At 65.2% G+C, this 24,504-nt stretch carries 27 protein-coding genes and 3 tRNA genes; 18 read left to right on the forward strand and 12 right to left on the reverse strand.

Features of this window, described 5'->3' with window-relative positions; genetic code table 11:
* The first annotated feature begins 123 nt into the window (after positions 1-123).
* Positions 124-570, forward strand: a complete 447-nt coding sequence (locus C4S73_RS09995; protein ID WP_103872310.1) for an iron-sulfur cluster assembly scaffold protein — start codon at positions 124-126, stop codon at positions 568-570.
* 1 nt (position 571) lies between these two features.
* Here C4S73_RS09995 and C4S73_RS10000 read toward each other — a convergent pair whose 3' ends face one another.
* On the reverse strand, positions 572-1,300 hold the full coding sequence (locus C4S73_RS10000) for a phosphatase PAP2 family protein (protein WP_244595526.1): 729 nt from the start codon (positions 1,298-1,300) through the stop codon (positions 572-574).
* A 114-nt stretch (positions 1,301-1,414) separates the two neighbouring features.
* Here C4S73_RS10000 and yidD point away from each other — a divergent pair, with 114 nt between their 5' ends.
* The 6 genes from yidD (at position 1,415) to C4S73_RS10030 (ending at position 8,100) form a co-directional block, all read left to right on the forward strand.
* The gene (gene yidD, locus C4S73_RS28635; RefSeq protein WP_280177587.1) at positions 1,415-1,774 is read left to right on the forward strand and encodes a membrane protein insertion efficiency factor YidD; all 360 of its coding nucleotides are present in this window, start codon (positions 1,415-1,417) and stop codon (positions 1,772-1,774) included.
* Between the two features lie 51 nt (positions 1,775-1,825).
* Entirely contained in the window at positions 1,826-3,826 is a 2,001-nt protein-coding gene (gene thrS / locus C4S73_RS10010; protein WP_103872312.1) for a threonine--tRNA ligase, read from the forward strand.
* Between the two features lie 141 nt (positions 3,827-3,967).
* Positions 3,968-5,257 carry a DUF2157 domain-containing protein gene (locus tag C4S73_RS10015; RefSeq protein WP_103872313.1) on the forward strand — a complete coding sequence of 430 codons (1,290 nt, stop codon included), beginning with the start codon at positions 3,968-3,970 and terminating at the stop codon, positions 5,255-5,257.
* Positions 5,254-5,871: a GDYXXLXY domain-containing protein gene (locus C4S73_RS28185; RefSeq protein ID WP_160115716.1), complete on the forward strand. Its 618-nt coding sequence runs from the start codon at positions 5,254-5,256 to the stop codon at positions 5,869-5,871. Before C4S73_RS10015 ends, C4S73_RS28185 begins: the two co-directional genes overlap by 4 nt.
* A 253-nt stretch (positions 5,872-6,124) precedes the next feature.
* Positions 6,125-7,327, forward strand: coding sequence for an OpgC family protein (locus tag C4S73_RS10025; protein WP_160115717.1), 1,203 nt, complete (start codon positions 6,125-6,127; stop codon positions 7,325-7,327).
* Positions 7,328-7,386: 59 nt separating this feature from the next.
* Complete coding sequence (locus tag C4S73_RS10030; RefSeq protein ID WP_160115718.1) at positions 7,387-8,100, forward strand: SGNH/GDSL hydrolase family protein; 714 nt, start codon at positions 7,387-7,389, stop codon at positions 8,098-8,100.
* 52 nt (positions 8,101-8,152) lie between these two features.
* Here C4S73_RS10030 and C4S73_RS10035 read toward each other — a convergent pair whose 3' ends face one another.
* Positions 8,153-9,064, reverse strand: a complete 912-nt coding sequence (locus C4S73_RS10035; RefSeq protein WP_103872458.1) for a hypothetical protein — start codon at positions 9,062-9,064, stop codon at positions 8,153-8,155.
* A 104-nt stretch (positions 9,065-9,168) separates the two neighbouring features.
* Here C4S73_RS10035 and C4S73_RS10040 point away from each other — a divergent pair, with 104 nt between their 5' ends.
* From C4S73_RS10040 to C4S73_RS10050, 3 genes are read left to right on the forward strand one after another with little or no spacing between them, the layout of a single operon-like run.
* Positions 9,169-9,738 (forward strand): nitroreductase family protein, encoded by a 570-nt coding sequence (locus C4S73_RS10040; RefSeq protein WP_103872316.1) that lies wholly within the window; start codon positions 9,169-9,171, stop codon positions 9,736-9,738.
* 5 nt (positions 9,739-9,743) lie between these two features.
* The gene (locus C4S73_RS10045; RefSeq protein WP_103872317.1) at positions 9,744-10,352 is read left to right on the forward strand and encodes a flavin reductase family protein; all 609 of its coding nucleotides are present in this window, start codon (positions 9,744-9,746) and stop codon (positions 10,350-10,352) included.
* An 8-nt stretch (positions 10,353-10,360) separates the two neighbouring features.
* The gene (locus tag C4S73_RS10050) at positions 10,361-10,543 is read left to right on the forward strand and encodes a hypothetical protein (protein ID WP_244595527.1); all 183 of its coding nucleotides are present in this window, start codon (positions 10,361-10,363) and stop codon (positions 10,541-10,543) included.
* Positions 10,544-10,680: 137 nt separating this feature from the next.
* On the opposite strand, the gene C4S73_RS10055 is transcribed toward C4S73_RS10050, so the two are convergent.
* The 4 genes from C4S73_RS10055 to C4S73_RS10070 form a co-directional block, all read right to left on the reverse strand.
* Entirely contained in the window at positions 10,681-11,079 is a 399-nt protein-coding gene (locus C4S73_RS10055) for a type II toxin-antitoxin system VapC family toxin (protein WP_103872318.1), read from the reverse strand.
* Complete coding sequence (locus C4S73_RS10060; protein WP_103872319.1) at positions 11,076-11,327, reverse strand: AbrB/MazE/SpoVT family DNA-binding domain-containing protein; 252 nt, start codon at positions 11,325-11,327, stop codon at positions 11,076-11,078. Before C4S73_RS10060 ends, C4S73_RS10055 begins: the two co-directional genes overlap by 4 nt.
* Positions 11,328-11,403: 76 nt before the next feature.
* Positions 11,404-12,282 carry an HpcH/HpaI aldolase/citrate lyase family protein gene (locus C4S73_RS10065; protein WP_103872320.1) on the reverse strand — a complete coding sequence of 293 codons (879 nt, stop codon included), beginning with the start codon at positions 12,280-12,282 and terminating at the stop codon, positions 11,404-11,406.
* Between the two features lie 5 nt (positions 12,283-12,287).
* The gene (locus tag C4S73_RS10070) at positions 12,288-12,785 is read right to left on the reverse strand and encodes a MaoC family dehydratase (RefSeq protein ID WP_103872460.1); all 498 of its coding nucleotides are present in this window, start codon (positions 12,783-12,785) and stop codon (positions 12,288-12,290) included.
* Between the two features lie 238 nt (positions 12,786-13,023).
* On the opposite strand from C4S73_RS10070, the gene C4S73_RS10075 reads away from it, so the two are divergent.
* Together C4S73_RS10075 and C4S73_RS10080 are read left to right on the forward strand one after the other, a co-directional pair.
* On the forward strand, positions 13,024-14,118 hold the full coding sequence (locus C4S73_RS10075) for a lytic transglycosylase (protein ID WP_103872321.1): 1,095 nt from the start codon (positions 13,024-13,026) through the stop codon (positions 14,116-14,118).
* On the forward strand, positions 14,115-15,326 hold the full coding sequence (locus C4S73_RS10080; protein ID WP_103872322.1) for a DUF2336 domain-containing protein: 1,212 nt from the start codon (positions 14,115-14,117) through the stop codon (positions 15,324-15,326). The genes C4S73_RS10075 and C4S73_RS10080 overlap by 4 nt, the downstream gene beginning before the upstream one ends.
* Positions 15,327-15,335: 9 nt before the next feature.
* Here the strand turns inward: C4S73_RS10080 and C4S73_RS10085 are convergent, their stop codons facing one another.
* The 5 genes from C4S73_RS10085 to C4S73_RS10105 all read right to left on the reverse strand — a co-directional run bounded on the left by C4S73_RS10085 (position 15,336) and on the right by C4S73_RS10105 (position 19,957).
* Positions 15,336-16,109, reverse strand: a complete 774-nt coding sequence (locus C4S73_RS10085; protein ID WP_103872323.1) for an NAD kinase — start codon at positions 16,107-16,109, stop codon at positions 15,336-15,338.
* Between the two features lie 142 nt (positions 16,110-16,251).
* Entirely contained in the window at positions 16,252-17,235 is a 984-nt protein-coding gene (locus C4S73_RS10090) for an MBL fold metallo-hydrolase (RefSeq protein WP_103872324.1), read from the reverse strand.
* 160 nt (positions 17,236-17,395) lie between these two features.
* Positions 17,396-17,824 carry a hypothetical protein gene (locus C4S73_RS10095; RefSeq protein WP_146071315.1) on the reverse strand — a complete coding sequence of 143 codons (429 nt, stop codon included), beginning with the start codon at positions 17,822-17,824 and terminating at the stop codon, positions 17,396-17,398.
* Positions 17,825-17,911: 87 nt separating this feature from the next.
* Positions 17,912-17,986, reverse strand: a tRNA-Thr gene (locus C4S73_RS10100).
* A 309-nt stretch (positions 17,987-18,295) separates the two neighbouring features.
* On the reverse strand, positions 18,296-19,957 hold the full coding sequence (locus C4S73_RS10105; RefSeq protein WP_200827974.1) for an MFS transporter: 1,662 nt from the start codon (positions 19,955-19,957) through the stop codon (positions 18,296-18,298).
* 367 nt (positions 19,958-20,324) lie between these two features.
* Between C4S73_RS10105 and C4S73_RS10110 the strand changes: the two genes are divergently transcribed.
* Positions 20,325-20,837, forward strand: a complete 513-nt coding sequence (locus C4S73_RS10110; protein WP_103872326.1) for a hypothetical protein — start codon at positions 20,325-20,327, stop codon at positions 20,835-20,837.
* 39 nt (positions 20,838-20,876) lie between these two features.
* Here the strand turns inward: C4S73_RS10110 and rlmB are convergent, their stop codons facing one another.
* Positions 20,877-21,674 (reverse strand): 23S rRNA (guanosine(2251)-2'-O)-methyltransferase RlmB, encoded by a 798-nt coding sequence (rlmB, locus tag C4S73_RS10115; protein ID WP_103872462.1) that lies wholly within the window; start codon positions 21,672-21,674, stop codon positions 20,877-20,879.
* A gap of 107 nt (positions 21,675-21,781) precedes the next feature.
* On the opposite strand from rlmB, the gene C4S73_RS10120 reads away from it, so the two are divergent.
* From C4S73_RS10120 to C4S73_RS28190, 5 genes are all read left to right on the forward strand, one after another.
* Positions 21,782-22,333: an AAA family ATPase gene (locus C4S73_RS10120; RefSeq protein ID WP_103872327.1), complete on the forward strand. Its 552-nt coding sequence runs from the start codon at positions 21,782-21,784 to the stop codon at positions 22,331-22,333.
* Between the two features lie 180 nt (positions 22,334-22,513).
* Positions 22,514-22,598: transfer RNA gene (locus C4S73_RS10125), tRNA-Tyr, on the forward strand.
* 131 nt (positions 22,599-22,729) lie between these two features.
* A tRNA-Gly gene (locus C4S73_RS10130) sits at positions 22,730-22,803 on the forward strand.
* A 642-nt stretch (positions 22,804-23,445) separates the two neighbouring features.
* Positions 23,446-24,105 (forward strand): SGNH/GDSL hydrolase family protein, encoded by a 660-nt coding sequence (locus C4S73_RS10135; protein ID WP_146071316.1) that lies wholly within the window; start codon positions 23,446-23,448, stop codon positions 24,103-24,105.
* A complete protein-coding gene (locus C4S73_RS28190; RefSeq protein ID WP_103872329.1) occupies positions 24,102-24,395 on the forward strand; it encodes a hypothetical protein in 294 nt (97 codons plus the stop codon). Before C4S73_RS10135 ends, C4S73_RS28190 begins: the two co-directional genes overlap by 4 nt.
* The last annotated feature ends 109 nt before the right edge of the window (positions 24,396-24,504 follow it).

The following is a 24,504-nucleotide window of genomic DNA, read 5'->3' on the forward strand; positions in this document are numbered from 1 at the left end:
TTGCCAGGCCGGTGCGACAAGTTTCCCGGCGACGGAAGCGGATAAACGCTCTCCCGCTCGCCGGTCATCAACCCTATATTGGATCTTGGCGCCGGTCATTCCAGACCCGGCGGAGATCACGGCATGCTGAACGACGTCTATAACAAGCGCATCCTGGAACTTGCTGCCAATATTCCATTGCTGGATCGGCTCCCGGCTCCCGATGCGACCGCAAAGGCGCATTCGAAATTATGCGGTTCGACAGTGACAGTCGATGTCACCATGGAAGGCGATGTGGTCACCGGCTTCGGGCACGACGTGAAGGCCTGCGCGCTTGGGCAGGCTTCGTCCTCGATCATGGCGCGCCATGTCATCGGCTCGACCGCGGGGGAGTTGCGGCTCGTGCGCGAACAGGCGCGCGCGATCCTGAAGGAGAATGCCGAGCCGCCGGCCGGCAAGTGGAGCGACCTGGCCGTGCTGGTTCCGGTGCGCGACTACAAGGCGCGGCACGCCTCGACCATGCTGACTTTCGATGCCGTCGTCGACGCCATCGGGCAGATCGAGGCCAAGCGCCGCGAGGCGGCGGCCTGAGCTATTTCAGGCCGAGCGCCAGTCTGATCTCGGGTACCGTTTCGTCGAAGCGGGCCCGGAAGGCGCGCTCGGCGAGCAGGGCCTTTGCGACTGCGCGCCCGGCTTTTTCGCCGGCGACGAGGTCGGTGGGATAGTGAAAGCCGCAGATCAGGCGGCTCTCGCCATATTCCTTGACCCGCTCCTCGAACTTGTCTGCAAATTCCGGGGCTGCGACCGAGAGAAGTTCAGCGTAGAGCGCGGCCGTGGCGGCATGGCCGGAGGGGAAGGAGCTGCCCTCAGGTCGGCCGCCGGGGCAGGGCTTCACCCTGACCTTGTTCCAGACCGTGAAGGGCCGGGGACGGTTGGTCAGGCGGCGCACGCTCAGCAGCGCGATGCTGAGTTCGACCTGCGCCTCCCTGAACAGCAGCCGCACCTCGCGATGGGTGCCGTCGACATAGGTGTTGTCGAGGCCGGCGAGGAAGCGGGCCAGCGTCTGGTACTGGTCGGCGATCGCTGCCTTCTCGCGCTCCGGAGTGCGCGTCGAGCTGATATGGAGCACCTGGTCGAACTCGGCCTTGGCTTCCGGCGTATTCTGAGCCGGCGGCAGGCCGATGACCTTGGCAATGTCGAGCTTTCCGGGCTCGAGCCAGATCAGATAGGAGCGTTGCTGGGCAACGGCGGGAGCGGCCAGGCCGAGTCCGAGCATCAGGGCGAGGCCGGCGGCGGCATAGCGGAATTGTTCAGCGCGCATCATGTTTCGTATCAATCAAGGGAGGCGGACCAGGTGACGACGAATCGGGAACGACCGACGACACCATCGTCTCATATCCCTCCTGAACAAAGGCTTTCCACAACCTTCGCGCGCATCCCGCGTCGCGGGGCACATTTGCTGATCCGCGGCTACCAGCTCAGCCTGTCCATGCTGATCGGCCGGCACTGCCGGCACTGGCCGAGCTGCTCCACCTACACCGACGAGGCGATCCAGCGTTTTGGCCTGTGGCGCGGCGGTTGGGTCGGTTTTTCCAGGGTTTGCCGCTGTACGCCGCTGGGTACGAGCGGGATCGATCTGGTCTGCGAGGAATTGCCGCCGGGCTCGACCTGGTATAGGCCGTGGTCCTATGGCCGCTGGCGCGGGGTTAACGCGCCTCGCGAAAGCGTGATCGCGGCCTTCGATTCCGACGCGCAACCGGCTGCGGGCGATGGAACGAGAGCTCCGCATCCGTAGCCGGCCTTGACTTACGGGGTAGGTATCCCCGAGTGAGCAGGAAAGCGATCGATGACGATCTCCCTGACATTTCCCGATGGCGCAAAGCGTGAATTCCCCTCCGGCATCACCGGAAAGGCGCTTGCCGGCGGCATTTCTCCCTCCCTTTTGAAGCGCACCGTTGCGATGGCGCTCGATGGCGTGGTCGTCGACCTCGGCGACCCAATCGAGACCGACGCGAAGGTCGAGTTCCTGACCCGCGACGATCCGCGCGCGCTCGAGTTGATCCGCCATGACTGCGCCCACGTGCTGGCCGAGGCCGTGCAGGCGCTCTATCCGGGCACGCAGGTCACGATCGGCCCGGTGATCGAAGGCGGCTTCTTCTACGATTTCGCGCGCAACGAGCCCTTCACGCCGGAGGATTTCGAGCCGATCGAGAAGAAGATGCGCGAGATCATCGCGCGCGATGCTCCCTTCACCAAGGAAGAGTGGAGCCGCGACAAGGCGAAGAAATTCTTCGCCGACAAGGGCGAGGCCTACAAGGTCGAGCTGGTCGACGCGATCCCGGAAGACCAGACGCTGAAGATGTATGCGCAGGGCGACTGGATCGACCTGTGCCGCGGCCCGCACATGACCTCGGTCGGCAAGGTCGGGACTGCGTTCAAGCTGATGAAGGTCGCTGGCGCCTATTGGCGCGGCAACAGCGACAACGCCATGCTGACGCGCATCTATGGCACCGCCTTCGCCAAGCAGGAGCAGCTCGACGCGCATCTGACGCAGATCGAGGAGGCCGAGAAGCGCGACCACCGCAAGCTCGGCCGCGAGATGAACCTGTTCCACTTCCAGGAGGAGGGGCCCGGCGTCGTGTTCTGGCACTCCAAGGGCTGGCGGCTGTTCCAGGAAATCCTGACCTATATGCGTCGCCGGCTCGCCGCCGACTATGAGGAGGTCAATGCGCCGCAGATCCTCGACAAGTCGCTCTGGGAGACGTCGGGCCATTGGGGCTGGTACCAGGACAACATGTTCGCGGTGAAGTCGGCCTCGGCCTTCGAGAACCCCAACGATCCGACGCGCGACCAGAAGGTGTTTGCGCTTAAGCCCATGAACTGCCCGGGCCATGTGCAGATCTTCAAGCACGGGCTGAAGAGCTATCGCGACCTGCCGATCCGGCTCGCCGAATTCGGGGCGGTGCATCGCTATGAGCCGTCAGGCGCGCTGCATGGGCTGATGCGCGTGCGCGGCTTCACGCAGGACGACGCGCATATCTTCTGCTCGGAGGAGCATCTTGCGGCCGAGTGCCTCAAGATCAACGAGCTGATCCTGTCGGTCTATGCCGATTTCGGCTTCACCGACGATCTCGTCATCAAGCTCTCGACACGGCCCGAGAAGCGGGTCGGCACCGACGCGATGTGGGACCATGCCGAGGATGTGATGAACCGCGTGCTGATCGAGATCGCGTCGCAATCCGGCAACCGGATCAAGACCGAGATCAATCCGGGCGAGGGCGCCTTCTACGGGCCGAAATTCGAGTACGTTCTGCGCGACGCCATCGGCCGCGACTGGCAATGCGGCACGACGCAGGTCGACTTCAACCTGCCCGAGCGTTTCGGCGCGTTCTATATCGGCTCCGACGGCGAGAAGAAGACGCCGAGCATGGTCCATCGCGCCATCTGCGGCTCGCTGGAGCGGTTCACCGGCATTCTGATCGAGAATTTTGCCGGCCATTTCCCGCTCTGGCTCTCGCCGGAGCAGATTCTGGTCTGCCCGATCACGTCCGAAGCTGATGCTTACGCCGAAGACGTCACCATGGCCTGCCTGTCGGCGGGATTGCGGGCGCGCGCCGATCTTCGCAACGAGAAGATCAGCTACAAGGTGCGCGAGCATTCATTGGCGAAGGTGCCGGTGATCCTGGCTGTGGGCAAGCGCGAGGCGGAGGAGCGGACGGTGACGGTCCGCCGTCTCGGCAGCCAGGCGCAGACGGTGATGTCGCTCGACGCGATGCTGGCCAGCCTGACCGACGAGGCGATGCCGCCCGATCTCAAGCGCCTCAAGAAGGAACGGGCGGCCGCCTGATGGCCACGCGCGTCATTCTCGGGCGAAGCGTCAGCGCAGACCCGAGAATCTCCCTCCGGAGATGCTCGGGTCGAGCCCGAGCATGACGGCAGCCTTACCGCCTCTCGCCAATAGCGCCATCCTCATGCCAGATTGCCGCCCATGCTGACGGGGTCCTATCGCAAGCGGCTTAATGCCGATCTGATCAAATGGGTCGGCGAGGGGCTCCTCAGCGCCGATAGTGCGAGCGCAATCCGGGGATCGCTGGCGCGTGAGGGCGGATTCCGGCTTCCGGCGCTGCTCGGCATGTTCGGCGGGCTGCTGATTGCCGCGAGCGTTGCAGCCTTCGTCGCGGCCAACTGGGAAGAGATCCCCCGGCTGGTGAAGCTCGGCATGATCCTCGCCGGCGTCATCGTCGCGCTGGCCACGGCGGCACGGCTGCAAAGCCGCGGCTCATCATCCGGCGCTGATGCGGCCGCGACCTGTGGCGTGCTGGTCTTCGCGGCAGGCATCGCGCTGATCGGCCAGATGTATCACCTGCCGGCCGATTGGCCGGCTGGCGCCATGCTCGTCGCGATCGGCGCGCTGGCCGTTGCCTTGCTGCTCCGTTCCGACGGGGCTCTGGTGATCGCCTTCGTGGCGATCTGCGCCTGGAGCGCCGGACGCTGGGAGGAGAGCGAAGGCGCGCGCCATGTCGCGTTCTTCGCGCTGTATCTGCCTGCCTTGTGGCTGGCATGGCCGAGGCGCAACCGTCTGGTGCATCATCTCGCCGTTCTGGCCCTGGCATTGTGGCTGGCGCTGCTGCCGGGCAACTGGGCCATTGGCCGCTTCGACTATGCGCTGCTGGCCTATGCGCTCGCTGTGTCGGCGTTCTACGTTTCGCTTGGCGCCTTCGCTCTCGATCGTGGCCGGCCGGCTCTCCTGACCGCCTGCCTGCCCTGGGGGCTGATCGGGCTGCTGATCGTGCTCAATGTCGAGCTGATCCGGATTCTCGACGCCACCGAGTCGCGGGCCGGCCACGCGTTCTGGCTGGTCTTCGTCGCCTATGCGGTCGCGGTTCCGGCTGTCATGGCCGTTGCGGCGCTGGCACGAGAGCGCCGCTTTGCCTGGCCGCTTGCCGTCGCTCTGATTTTGGCCCTGCTCGTGCCGCCTGTGTTCTGGAGCGGCGGCGTGGTTGGGCTCGGCGGCAAGATCGTGATTGCGAGCCTGATCCTGTTTTCCGCCATCGCGCTCGTCGTTGCCGGAGCTATCGGAGGCGACCGGCGCATCCTCATCTCCGGCTCGGCCCTGTTTGGCATCGCGATCCTGATCCTGCTCTGGCAGACGATCGGGACGCTGCTCGACCAGTCGCTGTTCTTCCTGGTGGCCGGCGCCGTGCTTCTGGGGCTGGCGAGCGGCGCACGCCGACTGTTTGCGCGCCTCAATCCTCCGGCAAGCGAGGGCGCGGCATGAAAGCTCCGAGCGCTGATGAACTGGTCGCCCGGGTGCCGCTGCTCTGGCGCACGCTGGCCGCGATGCTGGTGCTGGTCGGCGGCCTGCTCGCGCTGGTCGAAAGCCGTGCGGGCATCCTGCGTGCGGGAACCGAAATCCGGCTCAAGACCGTGCCGGTCGATCCGCGGGATTTGTTTCGCGGCGACTATGTCGTGCTGAGCTACCCGATCAGCACCGTCGATGGCGCGAGCCGCCAGGGCGAGCGCGGGTTCCGGCGCGGCGATGCCGTGTTCGTGACGCTGGGCCGTGACGGTGAGGGCTTCGCGCGGGCGACCGGAGTGTCCAGGGAGCGCCCTGCCGCTGGGCCCGACCTTGTCATGGCCGGGCGCGTCGTCTCGACGGGTGGCTGCGCCTTGAACGATGCCGGCACGTTCGACTGCTCGCAGGGGCGCAACCGGCTGCGCATCGCCTACGGGCTCGAGAGCTATTTCGTTCCGCAGGGCAGTGGCCGCGCCATCGAGACGACCGACCGCTCGCGCATCGAGGTGATCGCGGCGGTGTCATCGTCGGGGGATGCGGCGATCAAGCGCCTGCTGATCGACGGCAAGCTGGTCTATGCCGAGCCGCCGTACTGAGCGCGCGGCCTGAAGTCTGGTCCTTCATTCTCTCATTTTTCGAGCAGGTCGGGCGCGTAGACATACTCCGGCCGCACAGACACGCTGTTGTGAAGCCATGCTCCGATGACGGCGGGGCGCGCCTGTTATATGAACGCCAGATGAACGAATCCGATAGGGGCCGTTCATGTTCGCCGGGTGAGCCGGAACCGTCGGTTGCCCTGCAAGTTCGCGATCAGGTGCCGTTCACCTGTTGCTGAGGATCTGGTCAGTGGTGCCTGCGTCGTCCCTCGGACACTTCCTGATTTACGGCCACGCTGCCAGCAATGCGGCATATCCGGCCGTGCAGCGCGACGCGCGCATCGACGTGCTGCGAGGGTTGGCGCTGCTGGTGATCTTCATCAACCACATGCCCGGCAATGTGGTTTCGGCCTATATGCCGCATAATTACGGCTTTTCCGACGCGGCCGATGCCTTCGTCATGATCGCCGGCGTTTCGGCAACACTCGCCTATGGTGGCCTGATCGAGCGGCGCGGCCTGTCCGTCGGTGCGCTGAAGATCGCAGCGCGGCTCTGGACGCTCTATATCGCCCATATCGCCGTTTTCATCATCGTCTGCGGGGTCGTGGCCGCGGCCGTGACGCGCACGCAAAACCCGCTCTATGTCGAGGCGATCAATATCCAGCCCTTCTTCAGCGACACTTTTGCTGCGCTCGTCGAGGCGCTGACGCTGAGCTACCAGCCCTATTATCTCGATATCCTGCCGCTCTATATCGTGCTGCTGGCCCTGTTCCCGGCGATTTATTACGGCGTCCGCGTGAGCCCGCTGGCGACGCTGGTGGCTTCGCTGGCCATCTGGCAATCGGCGCTCTTCCTCGGCCTCAACCTGCCCAATGCCGGCTCGGCCGGGTGGTTCTTCAATCCCTTCGCCTGGCAGGTGATCTTCACGCTGGGGGTGATCATCGGGCGCGCCGCGCAACTCGGTCTCAGCGCACCGCGCCTGCGGCGGCTGGACATGCTGGCGGTGGCTTTCCTCGTCTTCGCATGGTCCGCCAAGGTGTCGATGGGCAATCCGTTCGGGATCGCCGCCCTGAATGACTGGTTCGATTCAGTCCAGCTCGGTTCGGACAAGACTAATCTGGCCTGGACGCGCATCCTGCATGTGGTGGCCCTGGCCTGGCTGGCCATTCGCTGGCTGCCGGCCGGCCGTGGCCTCCTGTCCAGCAAGGTGGCGCGTATCCTCGCCGAGATGGGCCGGCACTCGCTCGATGTCTTCTGTGTAGGGATCGTGCTTTCGATCATCGGCCAGATCATCCTGGCGGAGACGGCCTTCGCAATTGGCCCGCAGTTGCTCGTTTGCGTGGCCGGGATTACAATATTGGCTGGATTGGGGATTTTCCTCTCGTGGTATCAGTCTGTCACGCGTCAAGGCGCGAAAGCCGATACACTGCCGGTGCATGGCGCGCCGTCGCCATAGCTTTGCCTCTTATCCTCCAGGCGGGTGCGGCTTCTGCCGGCCCGATGACGCTTGCGGCGATGAGTGATCTTCGCTGCCGGTTCGGTGCAGCGCAGCAGCCGTTCCAGCCGGTTCTGACCGTCGCCAAGAAGGCGCTTCAGGAAACCGGCAAGCTCACTATCGTCGCGCTGGGATCGTCGACGACGGCGGGAGCGGGCGCAAGCGCAGACGACAAGAGCTATCCGATCGTTCTTCAGGCCGAGCTCCAGCGGCGACTGCCTGCGGCTGAGATCAAGGTGATCAACAAGGGCATCGGCGGCCAGTCGGCTTATGACATGCTGTTGCGCATGGAGCCCGATGTCATCGACGAGAAGCCGTCGATCGTGATCTGGCAGACGGTGGTCAACGATGCGATCCGCCATGTCGGCGAAGAGAAGCTCGCCAAGATCCTGCGCAAGGGCATCACCAAGGTCCAGGCTGCCGGCATCGACATGGTGCTGATGGATCTGCAATGGCTGCCGCGGGACGACCGCTATCCGCGCTATGACGACTATCGCACCGTGCTGACGAAGACGGCCGAGGAGCTCGGCGTCTCCGTGTTTCCGCGCTATGCGATGATGAAGAACTGGGCGCGCGCGAAGCAGTTCACGCCCGAGGAAATCGTCGGCATGGACGGGCTGCACACGATCGATGCCAGCTATCGCTGCCTCGCGGTCAGGCTCGCGGACGGCATCGTCAGCGCCCTGACCGGGGCGAAGCCGGATCTGGCCGAAAGCCCCAAATCAACCAACTGAGAGCCGACGAACTGAGACTCCGACGAGCTGAAGTGCAGCTCCGGGCAGGACCTCAGCGCGCCAGCACCTCGATGTCACGATCGAGCCCGGATTCGACCTTGAAGTCGCGCGAGAAGACCTGCCCCTCCTGCCGGGCGATCAGCACATAGTCGCCTTCCGCCAGGATGACCTGCGGAAACGCGCCGATTGCCTCGCGAATGACGTCGCCGCCGGGTGTGAGCACGCTGAAGGCGGTGCCCGCAAAGGCCTCGCCGCCTGCAGCCGCGACGAGTTTCAAGGTCACGCGGGCGGCGCGATGGTGGAGCGTGGCGTCGGTGACCTTGCCGGACTCGACCTTCACATCGGCGCGCTGGATAGCGTTGGAATCGCCATAGGTCGAGACGACGTGATAGGTGCCCTCGGGCAGACGGATCAGTTCCCCGGCCTTGGCATTGCCGACGACGAGGCGCCCTTCCGAATTACCCTGCAGCGGCACAAACACCGAGAACGAGAGCTGCGCCGGCGCGATCGGGTTGTCGCCAATCGAGCCTGCAAGGGACAGAGCGCCGGCGCTGATTTGGAGCTGATCACGCAGGCCTTGCGGGCCCAGCGTGACGCGCTTGGTGCCGCTGGCGAAGCCATAGGCGGCATGCAGCAGATAGGTGCCGGGCGGCAAAGGGATGACGGGCTCGGCATCGGACGAACGCGCGACGATGCGCGGCGGCGAGCCGTCGGCGGTCTCGCTCAGAACGCGCCAGGCAAGGCCCGAGCGGATCGGCTTGCGGTCGCCCGCGAATTGCGCCGACAGTGCCAGGGAGGCCATGGGCCCCGTTGGCGCGGCGGGTTCGGGGGCCGCTTGTGCGGGTCCATTCGGGACCACGGCCGGCGCCTGGGCCATGGCGGGGACGGACGACAAAGCGAACGCGGCCGCAAGCAAGGCGGCTACAGACCGGCGCAGCGCTTCGAAACCATCCAATTCAAACATGCTTTTGTTCCCCAGCGCCCCTGCAGCGATGTATGAGCAGGCTTGCTTGTCCTCATCATGGCGAACCACTAGGTCTGGAAGAGTTCCTCGCGCCCGGATGCTTCATGACCGATACGCTCTCCCTGCTCAAGCTGCGCCGCTCGGTGCCGCCGCAATTCCTGACCGCACCCGGCCCCGACGCCGGTCAACTGCACGAGCTTTTGACCATCGGCGCGCGCGTACCCGATCATGGCAAGCTGGCTCCCTGGCGCTTCATCGTCTTTTCCGGCGCAGCACGCGAGAAGGCCGCCGATGTGGTGGCGCAGGTGTTTGCCGCGAACAACCCCGATGCTGACGCCGAAAAGGTCGCTTTCGAACGCAACCGTCTCACCTATGCCCCGGTGATCGTTGCGGTGGTGTCGCGCGCCCGGCCGCATGTGAAGATCCCGCTATGGGAGCAGGAATTGTCGGCCGGCGCGGTCTGCATGAACCTGCTCGTCGCGGCGCAGGCAATGGGATTTGGCGCCTCGTGGCTGACCAACTGGTTCTCCTTCGACCGGGCGGTCCTGACTGCTTTCGGTGTCGCGGAGGACGAGCGCGTCGCCGGCTTCGTCCATATCGGCACATCGACTGCGACCCCGGCCGACCGCGAACGGCCTGTGCTCGCTGACATCGTCAGCCATTACGGGGCCTGATCGCCATGATCTATTCGAGCGCGTTGAACGATCACGGACTGCCGCATGACCCGTTCAAGGCGATTGTGACCCCGCGTCCGATTGGCTGGATCACGGCGATGAGCGCCAAGGGCGAAATCAACCTCTCGCCCTACAGCTTCTTCAACGCGGTCTCGTCGCGGCCGAACATCGTGATGTTCTCCTCGGAGAACAAGAAGGATGCGGTCGCCTTCATCGAGGAGACGCGCGAATTCACCTGCTCGCTGGCCACAAAGGCGCTGGCCATGCAGATGAACATGACCTCGGCGCCGCTGCCGCGGGGCGAGAACGAATATGTTCACGCCGGGCTGGAAATGGCCGAGTCCAAATTCGTCAGGCCGCCCCGCGTGGCGGCAAGCCCGGCGGCGCTCGAATGCAAGCTGCTCTCGATCCAGCAACTGGTCGATCTCGACGGCAACGAGATCCCACGCTGGATGGTGCTGGGGCAGGTCGTCGGCGTGTTCATGGACGACGCCTACATCCGCGACGGACGCTTCGACACGGCCGGTGCGAACCCGATCGCGCGCTGCGGCTATGCCGATTATGCCGAGGTCGACAGCCTGTTCTCGATCCAGCGCCCGCCCGGCGCCGGCTGAGCCATCCCTTGCCCCCGCCGCAGGACAATGACGAGGACTGGAAGACCACGGTCAACCTGCTCGGTGTCATCGTCGTGCTCGTGCTGCTGGGTGCCGGAATCTGGCTGCTGCTCGAGCTCGACCGGGCGAGAAAGGCGCAGGACTGCCTGTCCTCGACGATGCGCAACTGCCGGCAGATCAGGGCGCCTTAGGCGGGCGCTCCTGAAAAGCTGAGTCGTTGGAATCGCTTCTGGCCGATCATTCAGCCAGTTTGTCAGCGCGTGCCTTGAGCCGTTGCGCCCTGACGATGCGGCGCGATCCAACATTTTGCCGCGGGCGTGGACACTGCCTATGAGAGCAGGCGAGCTGGCTCGCCTTGCGCTGCCAGCAGCGTCACGGCCTGTTTGTCGAAGGAGAGGAACGTATCTGCGCCCAGCCAGCGGCCTTCATGGTTGATGGCACCGTCGGCAAAGTCTCCGCCCGCTTCGAGCAGGGCCAATCCGGCTTCGACTGCAGGGCGGTTCACCGCGACATTCTGGGCGTCCAGCAAACGTCGGATCGCTTCCGCAATTGCGGCTGCGGGAATTTTGTAGCCACGCGACAGAACCCAGACCAGTTCGCAGAGCACAGGTAGTGCCAGAGCAACCACCTCGGCTTGTGCCAGTGCCGTCCGGGCGGCTTTGCTCTGCCGCTCGTGGTCGCCCGTAATGGCCCGGACGAGCACATTGGTATCGGCCGTGACCTTCACCGTTTGCCGGCCCAGCCCTGCGAGGCGATCTCATTCATTTCCTCGATCGACAAGGACGGGCCGTTCTCTCTCTTCAGAAAATCGAAGACATCTGAAATCGAGCCGGCCGGCCGCGCCGCCCTGACCTCGATCCGACCGTCGGGAAGCTTCTCCACGGTGACCTTTTCGCCGGCATGGACACCCAGGTGCTTCAAAAGGTCCTTGCGCAGGGTGACCTGCCCTTTGGCGGTGACGGTGAGCGTGCTCATGACCTGACTCGAAGTTGGGCCCAGAATGTAAGGCTAAATCGCCTTACATTCAAGCTTATGCGAGTGGCGCCGCCGATCATTCAGCCAATTTGTCAGCGCGGGCCTTGAGCCGCTGCGCCCTGACGAGGTGAGGGCGATCCAGCATCTCGCCATCGAGCCCGATCACGCCGACGCCGGGATTATCCGCAAACAGCGCGATGATCGCATCCGCCTTGGCGACAGCCTCCGGCGAGGGGGCGAAGACCTCGTTGATGGGAGCGACCTGAGCAGGGTGGATCGCCATCTTGCCGGTGAAGCCGTCGCGGCGGGCCGCGATGCACTCGGCGCGGAAGCCGTCGGCGTCGCGAAAATTGGTGAAGACGGTGTCGATCGCATCGACCTGCGCGGAGGACGCGGCAAACAGCGTCAGCGCCCGGGCCAGCCTGTAGGGATCGGCATAGGAGCCGTCTGTCAGGCGGTTGGTCTCGGCGCCGAGATCGGCCGAGAGATCTTCAGCGCCCCAGGTCAGTGCGGCCAGCCGGTGCGTCGCGCCGGCATAGCTGCCGAGCCCGAAAATGCCTTTGCCTGTTTCTGTCGCGATCGGGATGATCCGGGTCGCGCCGTCGGGGAGGTCGCTCTCGGCCTCGCGGACGGCGATCTTGGCGGCGAGATGGCTGACATCGATGCCGCCCTCCGATTTCGGCAGCATGATCGCGTCGGGAGCGCCTTGCATGACCGCGTCGAGATCGGCCTCGGTCAATCCGGTCGAGAGGGCGTTGACGCGCACGATCAGGCGCGGACGCCTGGGCATGGCAAGCACGGTCTTGAGGAAAGCGAGCGTGATTTCGCGGGCCTGCGGCTTGGCGTCGAGCGCGACCGAATCCTCGAGATCGAGGATGAGCGCGTCGGCGCCGCTCTCCAGGCCCTTTTGCTGCTTCTTGGGGCTGTCACCGGGTACGAACAGGAGCGAGCGCATGCCGGTCAGACCGCGACTGTGGCAGGAGCGGGATGCTTGCGCATGAAGGCCTGACGCCGGCATTGCGCCACCAGCGTGCCGTCCTGCTTGTAGGCCTTGTGGTGGAACTCGACGATGCCAGCGTCAGGCCTCGATCGCGACTCGCGCTTGGCGACGATCTCCGTCGTGCAGTTGATCGTATCGCCCTCGAATAGCGGCGCCGGGAAAGTGACGTCGGTCATGCCGAGATTGCCGATGGTGGTTCCGACCGTCGTGTCGTTGACGGAGATGCCGATCATCAGGCCGAGCGTGAAGAGCGAGTTCATCAGCGGCTTGCCCCATTCGGTCTCGGTCGCGCAGAAATGCGCATCGATATGAAGGGGTTGCGGGTTGAGCGTCATGTTGGAGAACAACATGTTGTCCATCTGGGTCACGGTCCGGGTCAGGCCGTGCTCGATGACGGCGCCGACGTGGAAATCCTCGAAATAGATTCCACCGCGCTTGTGCCGCTTCACATCTGCCATCGTCATTCTCCGCAGTCATGGTCCGGTAAGCCGGCGCCGCAATTTCTAGAGCGCGCGCGTCTGCGATGGAAGCGGAAAGCATCCGGTGGGCCAGCGCTGGTCGTGCTCCGTCGCTATGGTTTGCGGGACGGTCGTGCGGAGCGGTCCGCGCCGCGCTTTAACGGTTCGCTTACCATAATCGAGGCACTCTTCACCGGCGCTCCCGCGACATGCGGCAGGCTCGCGCATGAGAGTCCCGATGTTCCTCTTCACCACCCCTCAGACACGCGAAACCCAGCCCGCCAATCCGGTCGTCAGCGCCATTCGCGAAGGCGCCGAGAAGACCGGGGCAGGGTTCGACTATCTGTTGAAGACGGCGCAGCGGGAATCGGCGCTGGAGCCCGACGCCAAGGCGAAGACCTCGAGCGCGACCGGCCTCTTCCAGTTCATCGAACAGACCTGGTTCTCGATGGTGAAGCAGGAGGGGCCAAAGCAGGGGCTCTCCAGCTATTCCAACGCGATCAGCGAAGGCAACGACGGCCGGCTGACCGTTGCCGACCCCGCAGCTCGCGAGAAGATACTGCAGCTGCGCAATGATCCGCAGGTCGCCGCGTTGATGGCAGGTGCGCTGACCCAGAAGAACCGCGACCAGCTTGCCTCGACGCTCGGCCGTCAGCCGCATGCTGGCGAGCTTTATATGGCGCATGTTCTGGGCGCGCGCGGCGCGTCCGATCTGATCCGCACGGCCAGCTCCGATCCGACGCGGGTCGCCGCCAAGGATTTTCCCGATGCGGCCGCCGCCAATCGCGGCATCTTCTTCGACAAAACCGGCAAGGCGCGCAGCGCGCAGGAGGTCTATGGCGTCCTGTCCGCCAGCCACGCCAATACGCAGCTCGCGGCAACCACGGCGCAGGCTGCAGCGACGGCGCAAGCAACCGGCGCAACGGGGCAGGGTGCCGACCAGCCCGCCGAAATCGCTGCGGCGCTGGCGCCTGGCCGTGCACGCGGGCTGATAGGCCTGTTCTCGACCGGCGGTTCGCGCGAGCCCGTCTCGAAAGCGGTGGCCAATCTCTGGACGACGCCGCGCACGGACGGCACGAGGCTGGCCTCGCTGGATCCCGCTGATCGCTATTTCCCGCGCCAGACGCAAAACGACGCTTCGCCAGCCGCGCCCGCCCGCGCTTCCGAGGCCGCTGTTGCGACCCCGGCAGCGAAGCTGACAAGCGCTCCCCTGCCGCCGTCCCGGCCCGTCGAGCTGACCCAGCCGGCGAGCGCCCCGGCGCGACCTGCGGTCAAAGCCCGGCGTACGCCGCTCGATCTCTCCGCCTTCATGACCCAGCGGAGCGGAACATGATCGTTCGTCGCTTCCTGCTCTGGGCGCGCACGGCCAATGCCGAGGCACGGGCTTCCGGCTCGGCCGCGCTTGCTGGAGCCTATCTGCGCTCTGGCATGTCCGACGAGGACCGGGCCGAGGCCGAGACCGCGCTGATCGCGCTGATCGACGACCCTTCGCCGCTGGTGCGCCGGGCCATCGCCGAGGAAATGGCGTCTTCGCCGCGCGCGCCGCGCAACCTTATTCTGAGCCTCATCGCCGATCAGAGCGATGTCGCCGCGCTCGTACTGGCGCATTCGCCCGTGCTCCGTGAGGCCGATCTCGTCGATGCCGCTGCCATCGGCGACAAGCTCGCCCAGCGTGCCATCGCGATGCGCCCGCATCTGCCCACAAGTGTTTCGGCCGCGCTGGCTGAGGTCGGCGTCGACGAGGCGCTGGTTACGCTTGCCGGCAATCGCACGGCAGAGATTCCGGATTTCTCGATGGAGCGCATGGTCGAGCGTGCCGGGGATTGCGGAGCCCTGCGCGAAGCGCTGCTGGCCCGTGCCGACCTGCCAGCCGGACTCAGGCAGACCATCGCCGCGAAGATGTCAGATGCGCTCGCGAGCTTCGTCACCGATTGCGGCTGGCTCACGCCCGAGCGCAGCGCGCGGCTGGTGCGCGAATCGACCGAGCGCGTTGCAGTCGCCCTGGCGGCTGGCGGCGAGGATAGCGACGCCCCGGCGATCGTCGAGGTCCTCCGCTGCAATGGACGGCTGACGCCGGGCCTGATGCTGCGCTCGCTGCTCAGCGGCGAGCCGGCCCTGGCGGAGGCTGCCTTCGTTTCGCTCTCTGATCTACCGGCGGCTCGCGTCGCGGCGCTGCTGCGCGACAGGCGCGGCACCGGGCTGAAGGCGCTCTATCGCAAGGCCGGGCTGCCGCTGTCCTTGCAGCCTGCGTTCACGGCCGCCATCGCGGCCTTGAACCTGCGCGGCTTCGATGCCGGCGGTGGGCGCGGTGTCGACCGGGCACTGCTGCGCGAGGTTCTGATCGCCTGCGAGGCGCTGGACGATTCGGAGGCCGGCGCACTGATGGGGCTGCTGCGGCGGATGGATTCGGAAGCTGCCCGGGAAGAAGCGCGCGCGATGGCGGATTCGCTGGCCGACGATGCGGCGCTCGCCTTCCTCGTCGAGGCCGATCCGGCGCTGCTTGTCGAGCTCGAGATCGGCGACCTCCGTCAGGCCGCCTGAGCCGTCACGTCAATAGCCGAACTGCTCGCGCAGGATTCGCTCGTCGAGACTGTGGCCGGGGTCGTGCAGCATGACGAGATCGACATCGCGGTCGATCGCGATCGCGACCGAGACGACATTGTCGATCTGGGTATGGTCGGCGACCGCGCTGACGGGGCGCTTGTCCGCTTCCAGCACTTCTATCGTGACTTGCGCGTGATCGGGCAGCAACGCGCCGCGCCAGCGCCGGGGGCGGAAGGCCGAGATCGGCGTCAGCGCCAGCAGTGGAGCATCGAGCGGCAGGATCGGGCCGTTGGCGGACAGGTTATAGGCGGTCGAGCCGGCGGGCGTCGCCAGTAACACGCCGTCGGCCACGAGCTCGGCCAGCCGGACCTGACCGTCGACCGAGACGCGCAGTTTCGCGGCCTGATAGGACCGGCGCAGCAGCGAGACCTCGTTGATCGCCCGGGCGTGGACTTCCTGCCCGCTCTCGTCGACCGCATGCATCGAGAGCGGATGGACGACGCTGCGCTGCGCGGCTTCCAGGCGCTTGCTCAGGCCGCGTTCGCGGAATTCGTTCATCAGGAAGCCGACTGAGCCACGGTTCATGCCGTAGATCGGTTTGCCGGTGCCGAGGAAGCGATGCAGCGTCTGCAACATCAACCCGTCGCCGCCGAGAGCGACGATGACGTCGGCGGAGGCCGGGTCGGCATTGCCATAGCGCTCGACGAGGCGCTCCAGCGCGGCTTGCGCCTCGGCCGTCTCACTGGCGACAAAGGAGATGGCACCGAAGCGCTCGGTCATCACGGTTCCTGAGGCAGGCTGGCCACGCTGGCCAAGTGCGTGCCTTAGCACGGTGGGCAGGGATGTCGCGAGACGCGGCGACGTTAAAAAAAGGCCGGGGTTTCTCCCCGGCCTCTCCGGCGATGCGTTTGCACCCGCGACTTCAGATCGCCGGGCTCCACTGCACGGGCACCATCTCGAAGCCCTTGCCGTCCTTGGCGATATGGCCGGTGGCCGGGAAGGGGGCGTGGTAGAAGGCGACCTGCATCTTGTCGGCCGAGACCATGTCGAGCAGCTTGCGTCGCGTCGTGACGGCCTGCGGGCCGTCCATGTCGAAAACGGCCGACCAATCGGGATTGCGCACGAAGAGCGCCGGATGGTTGGTGGTGTCGGACATGATCATCATCTTGCCGTTGCCCGAGCTCAGGGCAAAGACCGTGTGACCGGGGGTATGGCCGGGCGCCGCGATGGCGGTGATGCCGGGCAGGATCTCCTTGCCGGCCTCGAACTGCTTCACATCCTTGGCAATCGGCGCAAAGACGCGGCGAACGCCGGCGAAGGCGCCCTTCATGGCCTCGGGAGCCGCGCCCATCTTGGCGTCGTCCATCCAGAAGGCCCATTCCGGTGCCGGCACCATGACCTCGGCATTGGCGAAGACGGCATTACCGTCCTTGGTGCGGAAGCCGTTGATATGGTCGCCATGGAAATGGCTGAAGACGACCGTCGAGACGTCCTTGGGGTCGAAGCCGGCCGCCTTGAAATTATTCATCCAGCTGCCCGATGTCGGGGCGCCGGAATCGCCATTGCCCGTGTCGATCAGGGTCAGCTTGCCGCCATGCTGAATGGCCAGCGTGGTGAAGGTGATGTTCAGCGCATCGGCGGGCAGGAAGGCGCCATCCATGGCCTTCTTGACGTCGGCGAGTTCGGCATTCTTGACGAAGCCTTCGAGCGGACGCTTGGCGAAACCGTCATTGATGGCAGTCAGCGTGATGTCGCCGACCTTGTAGCGATAGAATCCCGGGGCCTGATTCACGGAAGCTCCTTGCGCATAGGCCGGAGAGAACCCCGGCAGGTCCAGTGTTACGGCGGTAGCGAGAGCGCCTGCGCCCGCCATGACGGCGCGGCGCGACGGTTCGAAGTTCTGCATCTTTTCCCTCTCCCTTGGCTCGGCGGAGCCTGGGCGAGACCCTAGCGGCAGGCGCGCGGCGTTCAACCGGGCGCGGCTGCCGGAAGGTCAACTTTCCGTGAACTGATCCGGGAAAACGCGGATCACCGGGAACAGAATCTCGGCCAAAACCCGATTCGTTTTATTTGGAGCGGAGCAGTGCCCGCGCGCCATTGGCTACAGGCTCGCTGGTGGCGAAGGCGCGCAGCATGGCCGCGCACAAGGCCAGCGAGCCGACCACGCCATTGCCCGAGCATTCGGCGACGAGGGCCTGAAAGGCGGGGCTGTCTTCCCCGACCATGCATTGCAGGCTCCAGCTCCAGCCGGGCGCTTTCTGCTTCAGCAGGGAGACTGCGACATCGATATCGGCGCTGACCGTGCCGAGCGCCTTCCACAGCGCGCCCTGCTGGTAGATGCCGCCCGCCGGGGCGCGGCGGCTGACGAGATGCTTGGGCTTGCGCCTGACGGTGAAGCCCAGGGCCTCGTAGATATCGGCGTCAAGCATCCGGTCCGGCTTGCTGGAGGTTTCGCAACGCTCGGCAAGGGCTAGAAGATGCTCGGGTCTGTCCATGCTCGCTTCACCTGGCACGACGGCTGCCTATTCCGTTCGCGATATGGCTGCGGCAAAAATGCAAAGGGCATACCATTCTTGGCGATGTGGTGCCGGCGGAGAGGATCGAACTCCCGACCTTCGGTTTACAAAACCGCTGCACTACCGCTGTGCTACGCCGGCCTTTGAACACCGATTACGGTGCTACTCGGTATTGGTTTGGTTCAGGCGCAGCTTAAGCGCGAGACCCGATTCGCCTTCTAGCCTCAAGCTCCCCCAATTACAAAATCGCTGTTCTACTGCCGAGCAAATTTGGCGCCGTTCCGTATTGGGCCAAGTTAGAGCGTGACGCCGAAAAGCGGATCGCGCTCTCGGCCTCACGCCCTAGCGGTTACCAGCCGATCGCGACGAGAGCAAGATCGACGCTCACCCGTCAAAAAGAAAAGCCCCGCCTTAAAAAGGCGGGGCTCGTCGATGGGTGTGTGGTGAAGGTTACGACTTGAAGATGTCGCGATCCTTGGTCTCGGGCAGCAGCAGCAGGCCGATCACGAAGGTGCCGAGCGCGACGATGATCGGATACCAGAGACCGGAGAAGATATTGCCGCTGGCAGCCACGATGGCGAAGGCCGTCGGGGGCAGGAAGCCGCCGAACCAGCCGTTGCCGATATGGTAGGGCAGCGACATGCCGGAGTAGCGGATGCGGGTCGGGAAGAGTTCGACCAGCAGGGCCGCGATCGGGCCGTAGACCATGGTGACGAAGAGCACGAGGACGAACAGGATGCCGGCGGCCTGCATGGCGCGGGCACTGGAGAACATCTCGCCGATCGACGGGGTCTTCAGGATGGTCGGATCGCCAGCCTTCGGATAACCGGCCGTCTGGGCGGCAGCGACCAGTTCAGCAGCGCCAGCCGGAGCCGCCGCGCCGTTGATCGAGGCCGAGAGCGGAGCGCCAGCAGGACCGGCGACCAGATCGTAGTGGATCGAGTTCGTCGCCAGCGTGCGGCGAACCACGTCGCAGGGCTTGGTGAAGGTGCGCACGCCGACGGGGTCGAACAGCGTACCGCATTCGGCCGGATCGGATGTCAGCACCAGCTTGACCGTTTCCGTTGCGGTGATGAGCTTCGGATTGGCGGTCTTGGCCAGCATCGTGAACAGCGGGAAGTAGGTCAGCGCCGCGATAAGGCAGCCGGCGAGAAGGATCGGCTTGCGGCCGATCTTGTCGGACAGCCAGCCGAAGAAGATGAAGAACGGCGTGCCCAGCAGCAGCGAGAACGCGATCAGCAGGTTGGCGGTCGTTCCGTCGATCTTCAGGGTCTGGGTCATGAAGAACAGGGCGTAGAACTGTCCGGTGTACCAGACGACAGCCTGGCCGGCGGTGCCGCCGAACAGGGCGATGAGGCCGATCTTGGCGTTGGCCCAGGTGCCGAAAGCCTCCTTGAGGGGGGCCTTCGAGCCGGTGCCTTCTTCCTTCATCTTGGTGAAGGCCGGCGATTCGGCGAGCTGCAGGCGGATCCAGATCGAAACCGCCAGAAGCAGGATCGAGAGCAGGAACGGAATGCGCCAGCCATAGGCGGCGAACGCCTCGGGGCTCATGCTCAGACGCAGGGTGAGAATGACCACCAGCGACAGGAACAGGCCGACTGTGGCGGTCGTCTGGATCCAGGAGGTGTAGAAGCCGCGGCGACCCTGCGGCGAGTGTTCGGCCACATAGGTTGCAGCACCACCATATTCGCCGCCGAGCGCCAGGCCCTGGAGCAGGCGGCAGATGATGAAGGCGGCCGGCGCGAGGTAGCCGATGCTCTCGTAGCTCGGCAGCAGGCCGACGACGAAGGTCGCGAGGCCCATGACCGTCATCGTGACGAGGAAGGTGTATTTGCGGCCGATCAGATCGCCGAGGCGACCGAAGAACAGCGCGCCGAAGGGGCGCACCGCGAAGCCCGCGGCGAAGCCGAACAGAACGAAGATGAACTTCGCCGTGTCGTTGGTGCCGGGAACGAAGGTCTGGGCGATGTTGGCGGCAAGCGAGCCCGCCAGATAAAAGTCATACCACTCGAAGACCGTGCCGGCCGACGAGGCGATGATGACCTTTCTTTCTTCCTTGGTCATCGGGCGCGGCGCTGCCGCTGTTCCCGATGTCTGCGCTGCCATGCTCATGGCTTAAATCTCCCCTGCTAGATGCCCGGCAGCCGGAACGTCCGGGCTACCCGTTTTGCGTGGCTCGTATTCTGATGACCGATGCCCGCGATGCCGGAGAACGGGATAGAAGCAACGCCCAGTAATCCAGCCTTGCACAAAGCTTTGCGCGCGCTACGATGCCTATGCAATCAGGCACTTGGTCTTGCACCGTTGGTCTTACGACTATGGGCGAATGCCGAGTTCTCTCGCGTGTGGCGGCGGGTGCGCCGGAGGCCATGCCGGACCTGCCTGCCAACCCATGTTTTCGAGATGGCTTCCCATGATCTGTGGCGGCGCTATAGTGAGTCGCGGAGGCCTGACGAGATGCGGATGAGGAGGCGCGCCGATGTTGCTGCGCACCGTGACGATATCCTGCGGGCTGGTGCTGGCAGGTTTCCTGTCGGCGGCTGAGGCCAACGCCGCGCCTAGGGGGCCGGGGCGCTCCTTTGCACCACCGAATCAGATGCGTGCCGCGATGGGCGGGCGGCATGGGCTCATTCCGCGTGCCGTCGGGCATCGCAATTTTCGCCACGGCGTTCGTCGCGATCTGGGGTTCGCCGGCGGGATCGGCTACGGCCCGTTCTATCCCTTCGGCGACGACAACCGGACGGTGATCGTGCGGGAGGAGCAGGAGCCGCCGAAGGTCGTGGACCGCAATTCCTTCGAGTACCTGCCTGCAAGGATGGGCATCATGCGGTCGCCGACGCCGGAGCCGACGATCTACAGGCTCGAGGGGCCTCGCGACCGGCCTGTGACGCGGATCATCAGAATCAACGATCCCGAGCCGCGTAGCGGCAGGCGCAGCCGTTTCGCGCATGCCGAGACCGGAGCGCTGCTGCTGACCGTGCCGGGGCGCTAGGCGCCTCCGGCAAAGGCAGGCTTCGGCTGGGCGGATTGCTCAGCGGCGGCGGCTTGCCGCGTAGAGCGCGATCGCCGTCGCATTCGAGACGTTGAGACTGGTGATCGTGCCCGGCACTTCCAGCCGCGCGACATGGTCGCAGAGTTCGCGGCTGCGCTGGCGCAGGCCCTTGCCCTCGGCGCCCATGACCATGACCAGCGGCCGGCGCAGGGCGACATCGTCGAAGGCGACCTCGCCATCCGAATCGAAGCCGATGCGCAGGAAGCCGCGCTTGCCGAGTTCCGCGAGCGCATCGCCGAGATTGCGCACCGCGATCAGCGGGACATGCTCGAGCGCGCCCGAGGCCGATTTTGCCAGCACGCCGGTCGCCGCCGGGGAATGGCGGATGGTGACGATCACGGCTGCGGCAGCGAAGGCGGCAGCCGAGCGCAGGATCGCTCCGACATTATGCGGATCGGTGATCTGGTCGAGCGCGAGCACGATCGCATCGTCAGGCAGGCTGTCGAGATCGGGCGAGGGCAGGGGATCGCAAACGAGATAGAGCCCCTGATGCACCGAATCAGGCGTGAGCAACCGGTCGATTTCCGAGGGGCGGACGAGCTCGGCCTGGAGCGGCAGCTCCCCGATCTCCTCCTGAAGGCGCTTCAGCGCGTTCTCCGTGGCAAGCAGGCGGCGGTGGCGGCGCTTGGGGTTGCGCAAGGCCTCGATCACGGGGTGGACGCCATAGAGCACGGCTTCGTCGATGTCGCCGGGGCGATGCGGCGGCGGGCCATCCTCACGGCGAAAGCGGCCAGGAGGTCTGGAGCCGGCAGATTTGGAACGGAACGGCGCGGGCATCGGGGCCTCCAGCAGGAACGAAGGATTGCCGTGCCATGGCGCGGCCGTCTTGACCAGTGCGAAGCCGCGACGGTCAGCCTCAGGCAATCGGAATGACGGGAGAAGACATGACTGAGACGACCGATCGCTTTGTCGTCGTCACCGGCGGTCCCGGATCGGGCAAAACGACATTGATCGAGGCGCTGGCGGCGCAGGGCTTTCGATCGAGCCCGGAGGCGGGACGCGCCATCATCCGCGACCAGCGCGCGGTCGACGGGCAGGGGCTGCCCTGGGCCGACCGGGCGCTTTTTGCGGAATTGATGCTGGGAGCGGATATGCGCTCCTATCGGGAGGCACCGGCTGAACCGGAGATGGTGATCTTCGATCGCGGCATCCCCGATATCGCGGGCTATCTGCGGCTTTGCAGCCTTGCGATCCCCGGTCATGTCGACCGTGCGGCCCGGCAATTCCGCTACAGGCGCGAGGTTTTCATCGCGCCGCCCTGGCCCGAGATCTACGAGGGCGATGCCGAGCGGCGCCAGGATTTCGCCGAGGCGCAGCGGACCTGCGAGGCCATGGTCATGGTCTATGCCGGCTATGGTTACGAACTGGTCGAGCTGCCGCGAACCAGCGTTGCCGGGCGCGTCGCCTTCATGTCGGAGCGGCTGCGGCGGGGATGAAGCGCGGCGGCATGTCGCGGCGCGTCGGCACCTGATCCTGTGCGGCGAATGTGAAAGATCGGTTTTTTGCCGTTGACACGCCGAAGCCCGGTCACCATAAGTCCGGCCGCGCCTGTTGCCCGTCACGAAAGTGAAACAGGCCCGCGAGCCCCGGCTTTACGCCGCAGGCTGCGACTGGGCGGGGGAATGTCCCGAGCGGCAAAGGGGGCGGACTGTAAATCCGCTGGCTATGCCTTCGCAGGTTCGAGTCCTGCTTCCCCCACCAGCCCTCGCCTTGATCGGACAGGGCACAAGCAAGACGTTTAGCGATATTCGACAAGCAGATTTCGGTTGCCGGGTTTTGCGAAGCATCTCCGCTTGACTTCCAACCCCCTGATGGGGAATTTGGCGCCTGTCGCGGGTGTAGCTCAATGGTAGAGCAGCAGCCTTCCAAGCTGAATACGAGGGTTCGATTCCCTCCACCCGCTCCAACGCTTTTCGGTCGCTAGAGAAACCGCTTATACGCTCTCGCTAAAGCCGGTTTCGGTCGCTTCGAAAATGGCGATTCAATCTTCCTACGACAGAACTGAGTCGCGCTGCACCTTAGGGTGGGCATGCGCGTTCGGCCACGGATCGCTCGACGCGTGGCAACACGCCTCCGATATCCGGGCGCCCGTCCAGGCGAGCAGCATGTAGAAGAGCTTGACGTCCCGGGCCTCCGCTCGGCGGCCTCGTTGACGCGTTGCGGCCCGGCGCCGTTCAGATATTTGCGACTGCCCAGGCCCGGAGGGGACATTCCAACTTCGCGGCGCATCAAGCGGCCCTCCTGACTCATCTTTGCTGCGACATTATGGCATATGACGTAACGTAATATATCATGTAGAGGAGAAAAAATTCGTTTCTCGGCAACATGGAATGACCTTTCCAGCTTGCACCAGCGAGGGCTGAAAGGTGATGAATCAGTGCCTGATGGAACATGCAGCCTTGTCGGAAATAATGTTGCAAGCATCCGCCGTGGACGCGACTTTCTTCAGCTTAGAGTAAGTCATAAACGCTGGGCGATCTTATTTATCCTTATTCTGATCGTGGCGTCGTTTTCCCTTATGGCAGTCGGCGAGGCCGCCAGAACCAGCATGGGCCATCTCCTGTTCGGCGCGCCCAACGCCGGCGACCACGCCAGGGAGCGCATCCCGGAGATCAATGCCGCGCTGGCATCGGCGCCCGCCGGCTTCATCCTCACGGCGGGAGATTCCCACGCCCATGCGATCGGGCAATCCTCGCTCTGCGGACGAACGACCGTGAGCGGCGGGAGCGACGGCGCCGGCGGCCGTGTCTATGCGACGGCTATGCGGGGCCTGGTGTTCCGGGAGCGGCCCGCCGCCATCGTGCTGACGATCGGCGCCAACGACCTCCTGCTGAAGAACAAGCCCTCCAGGCCCGACAACCTGGCGCGGCTGGCATCCTATGATCGGGAGATCATCCGGGCGCTGGCGGAAACGACCGACAGGCTCGTCGTCACAGCCATTCCGCCCGTGGCGGCCCAGGTCGCCGCGAAGTTCGACCTGAAGGGGCTCGCCGACCTCTCGGGGGAGCTGGAGCGGATCTGCCGGGAAACTCCCAGCTGTGTCTTCGCCGATCCGTTCGCGCCCCTTCGGGCCGAGGATTTCGGCATCGCCCGGCCGGGCGCTCTGATCGACGATCTCCATCTGGGGGACTACCCCGAAGCCTATCGGCGCCTGGAGCCGCAGCTTTGCCCCCCGCTTCAGTCGTCCATTTCCGGACAATCGGAATGAGGGCGCCTTCCTGGCGGGTTCTTGGATGGGGCGCGCTCCTCGCCGCGGCGATCGCCTGGGCGGCCTTCGCCGTCCTTTTCCAGGCCGGAGCGGACAGAGGAGGCGGGTCTTGCGCAAGCCAGATCTGGCGCAATCCTGTCACGGGCCGCGACGAATTGCGCGGGATCGTGACCGACACGTGCCGAGCGAGCTTCGGTCGGCGGGAGGTCCAGCTAATTGTCCGGCTTGAGCGGCGCTTCATCATGGCGGCGCTGCGGTGGTCGGACGGCAAGCAGGTTCAGGCTGCTTAGCCGCTCGGCATTGCGGAACGCAGCCTTTGGCGCCGCATCAAGAAGCATGGCATCAAAGTCACATGCCACGCTTCGAGCTGAGGAGTTGGCGCTGCGGCATTGGTTCCCA

Origin of the sequence: Allobosea lathyri (assembly GCF_900108245.1) — a bacterium.
Taxonomy (GTDB): Bacteria; Pseudomonadota; Alphaproteobacteria; order Rhizobiales; family Beijerinckiaceae; genus Allobosea; species Allobosea lathyri.

Bases quoted from the DNA above. Each gene is read 5' to 3' on its own strand.
- C4S73_RS10000 (WP_244595526.1), bottom strand. From the start codon at position 1,300: ATGCGCGCTGAACAATTCCGCTATGCCGCCGCCGGCCTCGCCCTGATG.
- C4S73_RS10135 (WP_146071316.1), top strand. From the start codon at position 23,446: ATGGGCCATCTCCTGTTCGGCGCGCCCAACGCCGGCGACCACGCCAGG.
- C4S73_RS10060 (WP_103872319.1), bottom strand. From the start codon at position 11,327: ATGAGCACGCTCACCGTCACCGCCAAAGGGCAGGTCACCCTGCGCAAG.
- C4S73_RS10065 (WP_103872320.1), bottom strand. From the start codon at position 12,282: ATGCGCTCGCTCCTGTTCGTACCCGGTGACAGCCCCAAGAAGCAGCAA.
- C4S73_RS09995 (WP_103872310.1), top strand. From the start codon at position 124: ATGCTGAACGACGTCTATAACAAGCGCATCCTGGAACTTGCTGCCAAT.
- C4S73_RS10120 (WP_103872327.1), top strand. From the start codon at position 21,782: ATGACTGAGACGACCGATCGCTTTGTCGTCGTCACCGGCGGTCCCGGA.
- C4S73_RS10030 (WP_160115718.1), top strand. From the start codon at position 7,387: ATGAGTGATCTTCGCTGCCGGTTCGGTGCAGCGCAGCAGCCGTTCCAG.
- C4S73_RS10085 (WP_103872323.1), bottom strand. From the start codon at position 16,109: ATGACCGAGCGCTTCGGTGCCATCTCCTTTGTCGCCAGTGAGACGGCC.
- C4S73_RS28185 (WP_160115716.1), top strand. From the start codon at position 5,254: ATGAAAGCTCCGAGCGCTGATGAACTGGTCGCCCGGGTGCCGCTGCTC.
- C4S73_RS10075 (WP_103872321.1), top strand. From the start codon at position 13,024: ATGTTCCTCTTCACCACCCCTCAGACACGCGAAACCCAGCCCGCCAAT.
- C4S73_RS10045 (WP_103872317.1), top strand. From the start codon at position 9,744: ATGATCTATTCGAGCGCGTTGAACGATCACGGACTGCCGCATGACCCG.
- C4S73_RS10105 (WP_200827974.1), bottom strand. From the start codon at position 19,957: ATGAGCATGGCAGCGCAGACATCGGGAACAGCGGCAGCGCCGCGCCCG.
- C4S73_RS10070 (WP_103872460.1), bottom strand. From the start codon at position 12,785: ATGGCAGATGTGAAGCGGCACAAGCGCGGTGGAATCTATTTCGAGGAT.
- C4S73_RS10095 (WP_146071315.1), bottom strand. From the start codon at position 17,824: ATGGACAGACCCGAGCATCTTCTAGCCCTTGCCGAGCGTTGCGAAACC.
- thrS (WP_103872312.1), top strand. From the start codon at position 1,826: ATGACGATCTCCCTGACATTTCCCGATGGCGCAAAGCGTGAATTCCCC.
- rlmB (WP_103872462.1), bottom strand. From the start codon at position 21,674: ATGCCCGCGCCGTTCCGTTCCAAATCTGCCGGCTCCAGACCTCCTGGC.
- C4S73_RS10090 (WP_103872324.1), bottom strand. From the start codon at position 17,235: ATGCAGAACTTCGAACCGTCGCGCCGCGCCGTCATGGCGGGCGCAGGC.
- C4S73_RS10110 (WP_103872326.1), top strand. From the start codon at position 20,325: ATGTTGCTGCGCACCGTGACGATATCCTGCGGGCTGGTGCTGGCAGGT.
- C4S73_RS28190 (WP_103872329.1), top strand. From the start codon at position 24,102: ATGAGGGCGCCTTCCTGGCGGGTTCTTGGATGGGGCGCGCTCCTCGCC.
- C4S73_RS10080 (WP_103872322.1), top strand. From the start codon at position 14,115: ATGATCGTTCGTCGCTTCCTGCTCTGGGCGCGCACGGCCAATGCCGAG.
- C4S73_RS10015 (WP_103872313.1), top strand. From the start codon at position 3,968: ATGCTGACGGGGTCCTATCGCAAGCGGCTTAATGCCGATCTGATCAAA.
- C4S73_RS10040 (WP_103872316.1), top strand. From the start codon at position 9,169: ATGACCGATACGCTCTCCCTGCTCAAGCTGCGCCGCTCGGTGCCGCCG.
- C4S73_RS10035 (WP_103872458.1), bottom strand. From the start codon at position 9,064: ATGTTTGAATTGGATGGTTTCGAAGCGCTGCGCCGGTCTGTAGCCGCC.